The 12550-nt window shown below is 41.7% G+C and carries 12 protein-coding genes; 7 read left to right on the top strand and 5 right to left on the bottom strand.

What is annotated here, in order from left to right; all coding sequences use genetic code 11:
• Nucleotides 1-710 precede the first annotated feature (710 nt).
• A complete protein-coding gene (gene argZ / locus V7L29_RS25705) occupies nt 711-2822 on the top strand; it encodes a bifunctional arginine dihydrolase/ornithine cyclodeaminase (RefSeq protein ID WP_334737208.1) in 2112 nt (703 codons plus the stop codon).
• 114 nt (nt 2823-2936) lie between these two features.
• A complete protein-coding gene (locus tag V7L29_RS25700; protein WP_334737207.1) occupies nt 2937-3455 on the top strand; it encodes a DUF2085 domain-containing protein in 519 nt (172 codons plus the stop codon).
• A gap of 342 nt (nt 3456-3797) precedes the next feature.
• Here the strand turns inward: V7L29_RS25700 and V7L29_RS25695 are convergent, their stop codons facing one another.
• Nucleotides 3798-4469 carry a hypothetical protein gene (locus V7L29_RS25695; RefSeq protein WP_334737206.1) on the bottom strand — a complete coding sequence of 224 codons (672 nt, stop codon included), beginning with the start codon at nt 4467-4469 and terminating at the stop codon, nt 3798-3800.
• A 678-nt stretch (nt 4470-5147) separates the two neighbouring features.
• On the opposite strand from V7L29_RS25695, the gene V7L29_RS25690 reads away from it, so the two are divergent.
• The 3 genes from V7L29_RS25690 to V7L29_RS25680 all read left to right on the top strand — a co-directional run bounded on the left by V7L29_RS25690 (nt 5148) and on the right by V7L29_RS25680 (nt 7110).
• Nucleotides 5148-5330: a hypothetical protein gene (locus tag V7L29_RS25690; protein ID WP_334737205.1), complete on the top strand. Its 183-nt coding sequence runs from the start codon at nt 5148-5150 to the stop codon at nt 5328-5330.
• A gap of 83 nt (nt 5331-5413) precedes the next feature.
• The gene (locus V7L29_RS25685) at nt 5414-6400 is read left to right on the top strand and encodes an extracellular catalytic domain type 1 short-chain-length polyhydroxyalkanoate depolymerase (RefSeq protein ID WP_334737204.1); all 987 of its coding nucleotides are present in this window, start codon (nt 5414-5416) and stop codon (nt 6398-6400) included.
• A 488-nt stretch (nt 6401-6888) separates the two neighbouring features.
• Entirely contained in the window at nt 6889-7110 is a 222-nt protein-coding gene (locus tag V7L29_RS25680; RefSeq protein WP_334690083.1) for a hypothetical protein, read from the top strand.
• 175 nt (nt 7111-7285) lie between these two features.
• On the opposite strand, the gene V7L29_RS25675 is transcribed toward V7L29_RS25680, so the two are convergent.
• Both V7L29_RS25675 and V7L29_RS25670 read right to left on the bottom strand, forming a co-directional pair.
• Complete coding sequence (locus V7L29_RS25675) at nt 7286-7417, bottom strand: DinB/UmuC family translesion DNA polymerase (protein WP_334690084.1); 132 nt, start codon at nt 7415-7417, stop codon at nt 7286-7288.
• A 179-nt stretch (nt 7418-7596) separates the two neighbouring features.
• Nucleotides 7597-8280, bottom strand: a complete 684-nt coding sequence (locus tag V7L29_RS25670; protein WP_334737203.1) for a helix-turn-helix transcriptional regulator — start codon at nt 8278-8280, stop codon at nt 7597-7599.
• Between the two features lie 293 nt (nt 8281-8573).
• Here V7L29_RS25670 and V7L29_RS25665 point away from each other — a divergent pair, with 293 nt between their 5' ends.
• Both V7L29_RS25665 and V7L29_RS25660 read left to right on the top strand, forming a co-directional pair.
• Nucleotides 8574-8993 (top strand): DUF6220 domain-containing protein, encoded by a 420-nt coding sequence (locus tag V7L29_RS25665; protein ID WP_334737202.1) that lies wholly within the window; start codon nt 8574-8576, stop codon nt 8991-8993.
• 58 nt (nt 8994-9051) lie between these two features.
• Entirely contained in the window at nt 9052-9906 is an 855-nt protein-coding gene (locus V7L29_RS25660; RefSeq protein ID WP_334737201.1) for a sulfurtransferase, read from the top strand.
• A 605-nt stretch (nt 9907-10511) separates the two neighbouring features.
• On the opposite strand, the gene V7L29_RS25655 is transcribed toward V7L29_RS25660, so the two are convergent.
• Together V7L29_RS25655 and V7L29_RS25650 are read right to left on the bottom strand one after the other, a co-directional pair.
• Nucleotides 10512-11159, bottom strand: coding sequence for a response regulator transcription factor (locus V7L29_RS25655; protein ID WP_334737200.1), 648 nt, complete (start codon nt 11157-11159; stop codon nt 10512-10514).
• Nucleotides 11137-12483 carry a sensor histidine kinase gene (locus V7L29_RS25650; protein WP_334690089.1) on the bottom strand — a complete coding sequence of 449 codons (1347 nt, stop codon included), beginning with the start codon at nt 12481-12483 and terminating at the stop codon, nt 11137-11139. The genes V7L29_RS25655 and V7L29_RS25650 overlap by 23 nt, the downstream gene beginning before the upstream one ends.
• Between the last annotated feature and the right edge of the window lie 67 nt (nt 12484-12550).

Raw genomic sequence — 12550 nt, 5'->3', positions numbered from 1 at the left:
ATACCAATTCTGTATAAAGATATGTCAAATATGTCAAACTATATGAGGAACGAACCGCAAAGGGCGCATTCGCCTCCGGTCTCGTAGAGGTAGAGAAGGATACAAAGAAAGAAATAAAAAGTCAAAAAGGTTTGGCGCAGCCTCACAAAGAAATGGTATGAAACCAAAGGTACGTTAACGTTTGTTTAAACCCCAACCTTGTAACACAGGAAGATCCTGAGTCTGGTTTATCGAGTAGACTAAGCTAGCGATCGCCTATTCATGACTTACCTAGTACAGCGGGCACGTAAATAAACCTACTATTCAAAATGGCGCAAGAGCAAGGAATATAATTCTTTTGAATGAGTGACTTTTACTTCTCTACCTTGAGCTGCGCCCTAAGTGTAGCTATGCCGCAGGCTTTACGGCTCGCTTCGGCAACTCTTAGAGACGCGCAAGGGACACTCAGGGCAAAACGCTCAGTACAAGTGACTTTTGACTTCCGCTTTGCAGTACTAACTCATTCTTTTCTTAGCCTGACGTCATTTTGCCAGCTTCTGTACTTATCCCTTCACTTTGTCTCTTCCAGTAATAGAATTAAGAACGAAGCCTTTGTAAAGCCTTCAACTATCAAAAGATAGAAGCTCTAGTAGCAGATTTTAGACAATGTAGAAAAACTAAAATCTGTATTCAAAGTAAGCTTGTAGCATCTAAACGCTTGTAAGATTTTTATGACTTCTCGTATTCGCTTTTTAATGTGTCCCCCTGACCACTATGATGTGGATTATGTGATTAATCCCTGGATGGAAGGGAATATTCACAAGTCATCGCGGGATCGCGCTGTGGAACAGTGGCAGGGACTACACCAGATTCTTAAAGAACACGCCATTGTAGACTTAGTATCACCCCAAAAAGGTTGGCCTGATTTGGTTTTTACCGCCAACGCTGGCTTGTTACTAGGGGATAACGTCGTCCTCAGTCGCTTTTTGCACAAAGAACGTCAGGGAGAGGAGCCTTTCTTCAAACAATGGTTTGAGGCAAATGGTTATACAGTCAATGAACTTCCTAAAGATTTGCCCTTTGAGGGAGCAGGGGACGCACTGCTGGATCGAGAAGGACGGTGGTTATGGGCGGGATATGGTTTCCGCTCAGAATTAGATTCTCACCCTTATCTAGCTAAATGGCTAGATATTGAGGTGCTCTCCCTGCGACTCATAGACGAACGTTTCTATCACCTGGATACCTGTTTTTGTCCTCTAGCAAATGGGTATTTGCTGTACTATCCAGGCGCTTTTGATTCTTACTCCAACCGCTTAATCGAAATGCGAGTCGCACCAGAAAAGCTAATCGCAATTGAAGAAGCCGATGCAGTCAACTTCGCTTGTAATGCGGTGAATGTGGATAGCATCGTGATTATGAACAGGGCGAGTGATGCTTTGAAAACCCGCCTTGTAGATGTAGGTTTCCAAGTGCTAGAAACGCCGCTGACGGAATTTCTCAAAGCTGGTGGTGCGGCTAAATGCTTAACTCTACGGGTGACAGAACCAGTTAGGGATGAAATTCATGCCAATGTCTCAGTAGAAAGCCGCGTCATTCGCATGGAAGGACACTTGCTAGATGCAGGCTTAATTAACCGTGCTTTGGATTTGATTGTAGATGCTGGGGGAAGCTTCAAAGTCCTGAATTTCAATTTAGGAGAACAGCGACAAAGTACTTCAGCAGCGGAGGTGAGGGTATCAGCACCATCCCATGAGGTGATGGAAGAAATCATCTCAATGTTGATTGATTTGGGTGCTGTAGATTTACCGCATGATGAGCGAGACGCCAAACTGGAGCCTGTAATCCAAGATGGCGTTGCGCCCGATGATTTCTACGTCAGTACGATTTATCCCACCGAAGTGCGGATTAATGGTCAGTGGGTGAAGGTGGAAAATCAGCGGATGGATGGGGCGATCGCAATTAGCCAAACTGCTAATGGCTTAGTCGCTCGGTGTAAGATACTCCGCGATTTAGAAGTTGGCGAACAGGTAATTGTAGACGTGTTAGGTATCCGCACCATCCGTAAAACTGAATCGCGGGAACAACGCAGCACCCAAGAATTTAGCTTTATGTCGGCGGGTGTTTCCAGCGAACGGCGTGTGGAATTAGTCGTTGAGCAAGTGGCTTGGGAATTGCGGAAAATCCGCGATGCTGGTGGTAAGGTAGTTGTCACGGCTGGACCGGTGGTGATTCACACTGGTGGCGGGGAACACCTAGCGCAACTGATTCGGGAAGGCTACGTGCAAGCGCTGTTGGCTGGTAATGCGATCGCAGTTCATGACATTGAACAAAATATCATGGGCACTTCTTTGGGTGTAGACATGAAGCGGGGTATTGCCGTGCATGGTGGACACCGCCATCACCTCAAGGTAATTAATAGTATCCGTCGTTATGGCAGCATTCCCAAAGCTGTGGAGGCAGGGGCAATTAAAAGTGGCGTGATGTATGAATGTGTCCACAATAATGTGCCTTTTGTGCTTGCTGGGTCGATTCGGGATGACGGGCCTTTGCCTGATACCCAAATGGATTTGATTAAAGCCCAGGAGGATTATGCTAAACACCTCGAAGGTACGGAGATGATTTTGATGCTGTCATCAATGCTGCACTCCATTGGTGTGGGGAATATGACTCCGGCGGGGGTGAAAATGGTATGTGTGGATATTAATCCAGCTGTGGTCACTAAGTTAAGCGATCGCGGTTCTGTAGAATCGGTGGGTGTGGTGACGGATGTAGGGTTGTTTCTCAGTCTTTTGATTCAGCAGTTGGATAAGTTGACAAGTCCCTATGTTTCTAAGGTACGTTAACAGACGTAGACGCAAAGCGGCTAGAGGGTACCGCAAAGAAGAGGCAGCGCGTTGCGGGGCGGGGGTTGCCCCCGTTGTAGCGACTGCCGTTGCAAAGGACGCAGAGAGAGGGAGATGACAAGAGTAGCTTTCAGTGAAGAATTGCAGGTTAATTGGGTCAGCTTGATTGCTGATTTTATGTTGGCGGGGATGGTTTTTGGCCCGCCAGTGGCCCCCTTTCTGGCTGCGTCTGGGGTGTCTTTGCTTCCTGGGATTGCGGACATCATTTATTTCATGGGTAATCATGTATGTCCGCAACCAACTATGGGGTTAGATTTAGCACCACCGTTTATTATGGCTGTATGTATGCGCTGCTATGGCACTGTCATGGGTTTGTTGATTACTCGCCTATTGTATGGGCTAACTGGTGGTAAGGGATTTTACTGGTTAAGTCAGTATGGCTGGAGTGGTGTGGCGATCGCAAGTGTGATGATGATGGCTTATCCTTTGGAATTGGCAGCAGAGGTTTTTGGTTTGTGGAGTTTTAATAATTATCTGGTTATGCCTTTTGGGTTGATTACGGGTTTGGCGTGGGGATTGTTTACCATGCCGATTTGGCACGCGTGGCAGGCTGCTAAAACCAGCTTGCGTTAATTGTAGAGACGTTGCATTCCAACGTTTCTACTGAACAGTATTGCTATAGTTCCCCCCTTTTTAACTAATTCTGTCGGTTTAAGTCAAGAGCAACTAACAAGTGGCAAGTTTTGTGGTTCTTGTCTTTATCCCCGTTAGAAAACTTAATTATAAATTACGAATTATTTTAATGGGTTATCGAAGATCCTTACTTTTCACGTTATGTGGAAAAAGCCCACAAAAAACCTAACCCCCTAACCCCCTTCCCGACACGGAAAGGCGGAAAATTCAAAGTCTCTTTTCTAAAAGGAGAGAGATGAAGAAGAGAGGTTTTCCAGATACCGTGAAAAGTCAGATCGAAGATCAAGCCTTAATTGAACCATATTGATTTATAAGACTGGGGGCTGATTTATGTTTACGTTTCCGCCGTAAGCCTACACTTAATGCTCCAAAAGTTAATGCAGCTAATGCAAAATTAGGTTCGGGAACACTGGCAATAGTAGACTTCTTATCCCCTAACAAATCGGAGATTCCACCAAACTCGTACAACTCTAATTGATAGCTAAACAAACCGTCTGAATCACCGATAAATTCTAGAGGTGCTGAAAATTTTAGCACAGTGCCATCGAGGCTGTATGGTACTGAACCCCGAATCTTACCCCAACCTCCTGAATTTGGTTCCGATGCGCCAATTGAGAAGACATCACGTATCCGAACGTCACCTGCAACGTGAATTTCTTCTCCGCGAATAATTGACTCAAGTTCACTATAGTATGGAGAACCTCTAAATACAGGCAATTCCCCATCTGCATCAATAAAGTATTGGAAAGAGTCGGCTTGCCTGCCGACTTGATCAACTGTGAAAAAGTCCGGCACTCTATTAAAATTTATAGTAAATAACACTTCTTTAGCATCAAGATTTACTAGGGCTGACTCTGATTCAATTAATAGTACTGCCTGCGCTATTTGCCCTGTGCCCAAGGCAATTAAAGCTGCTCCAAGCATAGACACTGAGAAATTTTGGATATATGTCATAAAAATTACTTTATTAACTGGAGGATGACATCAAAATAATATAGCAAATAACATATTAATTAACAGCTATGGCAGTAATTTCACTGAAAATTTATGATAATTTTACATAAATTTTAACAAATATCGTACTACCTCAAGATAGCAGATACTAAAGCATAAAACATTCTGCTCCTCTGCTCCTGAAAACCGCTATAATCTAAAATTCTCTGAGAAAAATTATTATTGTGGTGATGGGCAGGGAAGAAAATGCGACAGCAAATGAGAAAGCAAAATGCTTATACACTAGTACGTCGGGCGCGTAAATAGCGCAAAGTCGAGCCAGTCCGTTGGTGGGGTTCCCCCACTTAAAGGAACTGGCGTTGAGCGGCGGTTCCCGCCGTTGGCGTAGCCTGCCGTAGGCATCAGTTAGCGCAGCGTAAAGCCTACGGCATAGCTTCGCTTAAAGCGACGCAGGAGCGTCACTTTGCAAGACGAGTAACCATTTAAAAACTCTAAAAATCCCATTCTATAATACTTTTGAACGAGTGAGTTTTAAGTAGGTAGGCACGATAAAACCGACATATGTTTAGTTTTGTAAAAATGGTGAAATAACGTATTTGTAAGGTATCTACTGAACTTATATTTCGTTACATATTTGGAAATTTTCCCGCCCACTTACTTCGGCTACGCTCAGTACAAGTGGCTTTTGACTTCCGCCTTGCGGTACTAGGTCAACTTATTGCCAAACAAGGATGGATTTTACTCACTGGCAGTAAAAATGTAGGGATAATGGATGCAATAAGTAAAGGTGCAAAATCTGGTGATGGTTTAACTATTGGTATTCTCCCCAATGATAATCAAGATGGATTTTCTCATCAGTAGATATTGCTATTTTCACTGACATTGAAAATGCTAGAAACAATCTTAAGGCGAACAGAATTTTATAAATAGAATTAATCATACACATGTATAAAAAATATTCTTTTTCTAAATATATTTTTATTTGCTTATTTTCAACTACTTTGGCAGTGACTTCTAATTCTCTTCAAGTAGAAGCAAAAAGTAGACCTAAAGAAAAAATATTGCAGGGCGAAAATTATGAAAAACTAATAAACCAGGGACAATTACGTACATACTATATATATACACCAAAATCTTACAACCCTAAACACGCAATGTCGTTAGTTTTAGTGTTTCATGGAGATAGTGGGAGCGGTAATTCCATTGCTAAAGTTTCTCGCTTCAATAATTTAGCAGATCAAAAAGGGTTTATTGCAGTTTATCCAAATGGACTTGACCATCAATGGAGCTTTACAGGTCACCTGAGAAAAAAGGTAGATGATATTTCATTTGTAGCAGCTTTAATTGAACATATAGAGCGAATTAGAAATATCAACAGCCGTAAAATCTATGCCACTGGTTTTTCTCAAGGTGGAATACTCACTCAAGCTTTGGCCTGTAAGCTGCCTAATAAAATTGCTGCTTTCGCATCAGTAGCTGGCTCTCTAACTGCTCGATTTGTGCCCAGTTGTCATCCTTCAGTTTCTGTATCAATAATGATGATTAATGGTACGAAGGATTTAAGTGTACATTATGATGGCGATCGCATTAGTCAAAAAGAAGCACTTGTTTCTATTCCAGAAACAGTAAATTTTTGGCGAAGGCATGACCAATGCGCTTTCTCATCTCAATTTCAAAAGTTAACTGGGACTAAATCTAGTAATCGCTTGCGAGTCAAAGCTTTTCGTTACTCAGGTTGTAGAAACAACTCAGAAGTCTTGCAGTTAGCTATAGTCAATGGTGGGCATTTCTGGCCTGGTGGCACTTCAAGCGATACTAAATTAAATCAGTTAAACATTCAGCTTGGTTTTAATGCCAGTAGGGCAATTTGGAGCTTTTTTCAACGCCACAGTTTGAGTAGTTTAAGAACGATAGCAAAACCCAATTTTTAATTGCAGAAGCTAATGCTAAAAATAAGCGGCTGGGATTTTGGCAGCAATTAAAAGTGCGGCAACAACTCAACCGCCGAGAAAACGCTATTTCCCGTTCTATTTACCACGATGAGCATAACTAAGGATTTCTTGAGCATAAAATAGTAGTTATTCTATAATTTTAATCGTTCCATGCGATTTGGGTGTGATTGCTTTCGGCACTGCACTATGAATGTACGATCGCAATGTTGAAGCAATCACTTTTTTTAATAGTTTAATCTGCACTTGCTTCTGTTTTAATCAACGTCTACCTATTTTTAAACCTGTAAAATATTAAGTATCAAAGTTTTGTTAAATTTGGGAAAATCAGGAAAAATCTATCAAAGGTAATATTTCCAGCTTGCTTGCGTAATTCTACCTTCTAATATGCCTGACGATAGAAGACTTAAGACCAAGACTAAAGCTAGTTTTTATATAATTAACAAATAAATTGGAAAAAGTAGCTGGAAATGAATATACAACTTCAACAGTTATTAATACAAGCAATGGCAACATCTATTGATGAGCCACTAATTGATTGGCAATCAGAAAATCTTCTAAAAATATTAGTATTTGTTTTCATATTAGGTATAGCAATTGCAATAAATATTATTAGTAGTAAAGTGGAACATGCAATTATTTTTGCTTTTGTATGCACGCTCATTTCTGTGGCTTTTCTAATAATTAAATAATCATAACTGTCAATCAAAATTCCACTGGAATAATTGATTTTTTGGTATTCGCTGACTCCTCTCAACTAGCCACAAGATTACATAATTTTATGTGAGCATTTGTTTTCCAGGAAATGAAAGACCTGCTTTTTACCATATATTGACAAGCATCGTTTGGCAATTGAATCACTTGGGACTATTTGACGTTATCCAGATTAGACAACGAAATGCCCAGTAACCTAATAGTGCGATTCTCCAAATCAATTGACTCAAATAGCCTTGTGGCTATCATGACTATCTCATCCAATTCACCGATTGGAGTCAGCATACTATTCTAGAAACAATCAAATAATATAGTACATTGGCACTATCAGATCTCTTAGTTTCGGCCGTTGAGTTCCACAACAAGCAGCCGCATGGAAAAGAAAGTATTTACCTTGCCACGCTCAATCAAAACTAAAACATTGCGATGATTCAATTACATTAATGAGGCGAATAAAAGCTCATTTATTTTGAAACTGTGGAAAGCTTTGCAACCATGTGAGCACGAGATGAAACCTCAAGCTTGCGAAACATTCTTTTTAAGGCTTGCTTGACAGAGTTTTCAGTAATCCAAAGTTCAGCACTAATTTCTGCATTGGTTTGTCCTTGAGCCACCAAGGAAGCAATTTGCAGTTCACGAGCTGTTAAACGCTCTGTCTGTAATAGTAGGTGTTGTGTAGGCGTAGCTCGCCGTAGGCATCGCGTCGTTGCCACCCAAGTTGAAATGTGTAGACAAAGCGCACTCAAGTCTGTCAGGTTTTGTGAGTCGAATGCAGGCATTCCTTGCTTACGGGTAAAACCTATCACGCCGACTAACTGACCAGTGCTGACAATTGGCCCTGCCATCACGTGCCAGTGGTCAGCACGAGGACAAATCAACTTCCACGTCTTAGGTTCTACTACCAAAGCTTCATGAACAGGAGCATGGTGTTCTACCAAGTAGGGCACAACTGGATTGGATTGAGGTGATAATGCAATTTGCAGTGCTTTTGGGATATTGCTGTCAACTAAAGAAGTTTGAGCAAACAAAAACAGCCCACATCGTGTAGCTGAAAAATACTCACTCATTTCTGTAGATATGTGCGATCGCAACGTCTGTTCATCTTTAGCTTGAGCAATTGCATGAAATAGAGCGATTAAAGCAATCATGATTGGCAAAGTGTACCCGTTTGAGGTCTAGGCGCAATATAGCAACCAGACCTATCTTAGCTTTAGTCACATCAAACCGCTTCGCGGAGTCATTAGTCCGAAGTCAAGAAAGTTTTTTTTCGCCCACTCTCTTGCGAGGTATGTACCAAAAAACTCTTTATCAATGACTAATGACTAATACTTCTCTACCTTGGGCTACATTCGGCAACTCTTAAAGACGCACTCGCGTTCGCTCAGTACAAGTGACCAATGACTAATGACTAATTTGTTTGCTTTTTTTGGATTACTTTACCATGACTGTAAATTCTGGCATTGATGACACACAAATATCCGTGCGCTGGATTCAAATCAGTTTTTTTATCGCAGCAGTGTTTTTCAATCTCTGTTTAGCAATCCAAGTATTCAGTGTTGGACTGGCTTACTTCTACAACTCTGATTGGTGGAACCTACATATTTGGCTCGTGCGAGGATACAGCGGACTCTCACTAATTTTGTTGATATGGGTGTTTTTGATTCCGTTTCCCCCAAGAGTCCAGAGCCTTACAGCAAGTATCCCCGTGCTGCTGGGACTGCAATTTCTCACAATTCACTTGAAAACTTCTTTTCCTTTAGCAGTGTTCCACCCACTCATCGGCTTTTCCTTATTCTCTATTTCCACAACCTTAGTTCATCAGATATCGCACATCGTATTTCCCAAGCACAATCAAGACTAAATCCGAAAAGGAAACACAACTTTTAATTCTTTTAGCGTGATTACAGGAGAAATATTAAGTGTCCCAATACGCTCATCCATCCGTTCTCGTTGATACCCAGTGGCTTGCAAATCATCTCAACAAGCCAAATGTCCGCATTATCGAAGTGGATATCAGTCCAGAGCCGTACAAAAATGCTCACATACCTGGCGCTGTTTTCTGGAACATCTTTACAGACTTACTATTGCCCGATTTAAAGATGAATTTGGATGTGATCGCTTTTGAGAGGTTGATGGCACGTTCAGGCATCACTAATGACACAACAGTGATTGCCTATGGCAGTTATCCTGGTATAGGAGCCTGGATTTTCTGGTTGTTGAAAGTCTTTGGGCATGAGAATGTACGAGTTCTCAATGGCGGCTACCAGAAATGGAAGTCAGAAGGTCGTCCACTAGCAACTGAGTTATCTACGTTTCCTGACACTGATTACCATGCCAAAACTCCTGATGATCGTCTCAGAGTATTACATAATGAAGTTCAGACATCGATTGGTCTAGGCGATGTCTACGACGGGCTACGCCTACGCGTGTTGTTGGATGTCCGAACACTTGAAGAATATTCTGGTGAGTGGTTTTTCAATCAGCCACCAAAAGAAGGTGAACTCACCGGGCATATTCCAGGTGCAGTGCATCTTGAGCATATCTTAACTCTCAACGAGGATGGAACTTTTAAATCATTCAACGAATTGAAAAATCTTTATAACAGTAAGGGGATTACGGTTGATAAGGAAGTGTTTCCCTACTGTGCCATCGGTGGGCGTTCTGGATTTACTTGGTTTGTCTTGAAGTATTTATTGGGCTATCCGAATGTTCGGAATTACGATGGCTCTTGGAATGAGTGGAGTCGCCTGCCTGATGTAGCCATCGAGAGGTAGTGATAGTTACTTAAAAATGGCGCTGTCTAACAAATTCACTATACCGAAAAGTTCTGCGATGCCGAGTTTAAGTAAAACACTTTTTGTCAATCAATTAAAATACTCAAGAAAAGTAAAATAAAAGTCCATCTTCTTGTTTAAGAAAGGGATGTTAAAAACAATAACATCAAATAAAATATCAGGTAGTGAATCGAAGAGCTTGGAATGGTATATCTTTGCTTCTATGCCATTTTTAAATGCATTAAGTCGGGTACAAAATATCCCACAAAACCCACTTGTCCAACAAGAAATCTTGTGAGATAAAATACAATTCTCCCTTGATTAAGGTAAATATTGAGCCTAATCACTACCTGTGCCACTGAAGCAACTCCCCTTTTGCGATCGCATTTTAGTACTAAGACAAAAATAGTGATTATTTCGTTTTATAGCTACGGATTTATACTTAATTTATTTTCCAACTTAAATTCGAGTTGATAATGTATCGAAAAAATATCTGACATCAGGTGATGTAAATTGATTTTTTATTGCTTGTGAGAAATCCGGGCTAAGTAGGTCGGCGTAAAAATTTGTCGTTTGGATAAGGCAGGAGAGAAGAAAGCTTTAGCCTATTTAAGTCCACCAAACAACGAATGGGCAAACAAAGCGGCTTGAGTACGATCGCGTAAATTCAACCGACTCAGAATATTGGTAACATAATTCTTAACAGTATTTTCTGAAAGAAACAGCGATTCGGCAATTTCACGGTTATTGGCTCCACAAGCAATTAACCGCAATACATCTAATTCTCTGGGTGTAAGTTGCGCCAATTCTGGAGGGGGTTCCACGGACGGGACAGGTGCGGCAATAGGCATAAGTGCTTTCTCAAACAATCCTGGGCCGAGTAGGGTTTGTCCCTTGTAGACGGATCGAATTGCCAACATTAGTTCATCAGGTTCGGTGTCCTTGAGCAAATAGCCCTTTGCACCCAGCCGCATTGCCTGGTAAACATACTCATCATCATCGAAGGTGGTGAGGACGAGAACCTTAATCTCAGGATATTGTTGAGCGATCGCCTTTGTTGTCGCAACTCCATCCATTACAGGCATTCGGATATCCATTAGCACAATATCAGGTTGCAGTGCCGCAATCACCTCGAGTGCCCGTTGCCCATTCTCCGCTTCACCGATTACCTGCATCTGGGCATTCGACTCAAGCATACTCTTAAGTCCCTGGCGAATAAGATGCTGATCGTCAACTAATAAAATCCGAATCATAAGCTAGCTTTGATAGTGGCAAAGAAACAGAAATACAGCAACCTGTTCCTAGTTGGCTGTGGAGATTCAACTGACCGCCCAGTGCAACCGCCCGTTCTCGCATCCCTTGTAGTCCAAACCCGGTTGTATTTTGAGTAGGGTTAAACCCTTTTCCATTATCTTCGATTGACAAATGAATCATCCCAGCGTGAGCCAGTAGTCCAACGGTGACACTCGTTGCCTGAGCGTGTTTGCAAATATTTGTCAGCGATTCTTGCACAATGCGATAAAGGGCGGTGTTTACTTCTGTTGGTAAAGTGTGCGGTAGATCAATTTTACAGGAAGGTTCAATACCTGTGGTTTGCTGAAAATCTGTCAGCAGCTTTTCAATGGCAGATTTGAGAGATTGCCCTAGCAAAGGATTTGAACGCAAAACAGAAAGCGATCGCCGAATTTCCAGCAGTGCCTCAGCCCCTAATTGCTTTGCTTGTTTGAGAAATGTCAATGCTTTGTGATTATTTGATTCCCAGAACAACAGGGTGTTATTAATTTGAATGGTTTGGGCGGCTAGAGTGTGTCCCAACCCATCATGAATTTCGCGGGCAATTCGGTTGCGTTCTTGCAAGGTTGCCTGATCTTCAATCCGTAGCGCATACTGGCACAATTGTTGATTGGTTATCTCTAATTGCTGATGGGCAATTTCTAACTGCTCTCGACTTTGGCGCTCTGCAAGCAGGGCATTAATTAACAACAAAGCGAATACTAACGTTAAGCTAAACAATAATATATTACTTAATCGCCAATCCCAAGACATAGCGATCAAATCTGGCATAAAATTCTTAGGTACAATCGGTCTTGACAAAAGCAGTGTTCCATAAGTAAGCAGAGATAAACCCAAGACAAGCAACTGTCCTGATTGCTTAAATACCAGACAACTCCGCATCACCAGTACCAGACACAGGAGGAAAACGGAACGACTAGATAAGCTATGTTGAGTTGTTGGCAGCAAAATTAAACCGAATTCCAGAGCTGTATAAAGTAATTTTGTTTCCAGCTTCACCATTGGTAGTCTCAAGCCCATCAAGCTGAAAGTTGCGATCGCCACAACTCGTAGCGGCAACGACCAGGACAACTCAAACGGCAGCAGAACTTCCATGAACATTGCCGTGGCTAATAACAGCCACTCTAGGTAAAGCAATAGACGAAACGATGGGTAGGTCAAGCGAACCATAGAACTGTTCCAACTCAATGGTCTTTGTAACAAAACCATAGGTATTTTCACAATTTTAGGATGAAACTCTTCTTCCTTATATAACGAATCTGTCTCTAGTATCGATAGAGCCATTTCGACTGATTAATTATTTCTAAATTAGGAAAAAAGTCACAATAACTTGAGTACTTTTTTACTGGTC

This window comes from Nostoc sp. (assembly GCF_036916575.1).
Lineage (GTDB): Bacteria > Cyanobacteriota > Cyanobacteriia > Cyanobacteriales > Nostocaceae > Nostoc.
This window is presented reverse-complemented; position numbering and strand designations above follow the sequence as displayed.

Excerpts from the sequence above, each read along its gene's own strand:
- V7L29_RS25650 (WP_334690089.1), bottom strand. The coding sequence starts at position 12,483 with ATGGCTCTATCGATACTAGAGACAGATTCGTTATATAAGGAAGAAGAG.
- V7L29_RS25695 (WP_334737206.1), bottom strand. The coding sequence starts at position 4,469 with ATGACATATATCCAAAATTTCTCAGTGTCTATGCTTGGAGCAGCTTTA.
- V7L29_RS25685 (WP_334737204.1), top strand. The coding sequence starts at position 5,414 with ATGTATAAAAAATATTCTTTTTCTAAATATATTTTTATTTGCTTATTT.
- V7L29_RS25700 (WP_334737207.1), top strand. The coding sequence starts at position 2,937 with ATGACAAGAGTAGCTTTCAGTGAAGAATTGCAGGTTAATTGGGTCAGC.
- V7L29_RS25675 (WP_334690084.1), bottom strand. The coding sequence starts at position 7,417 with ATGCTGACTCCAATCGGTGAATTGGATGAGATAGTCATGATAGCCACA.
- V7L29_RS25655 (WP_334737200.1), bottom strand. The coding sequence starts at position 11,159 with ATGATTCGGATTTTATTAGTTGACGATCAGCATCTTATTCGCCAGGGA.
- V7L29_RS25665 (WP_334737202.1), top strand. The coding sequence starts at position 8,574 with ATGACTGTAAATTCTGGCATTGATGACACACAAATATCCGTGCGCTGG.
- V7L29_RS25670 (WP_334737203.1), bottom strand. The coding sequence starts at position 8,280 with ATGATTGCTTTAATCGCTCTATTTCATGCAATTGCTCAAGCTAAAGAT.
- V7L29_RS25680 (WP_334690083.1), top strand. The coding sequence starts at position 6,889 with ATGAATATACAACTTCAACAGTTATTAATACAAGCAATGGCAACATCT.
- argZ (WP_334737208.1), top strand. The coding sequence starts at position 711 with ATGACTTCTCGTATTCGCTTTTTAATGTGTCCCCCTGACCACTATGAT.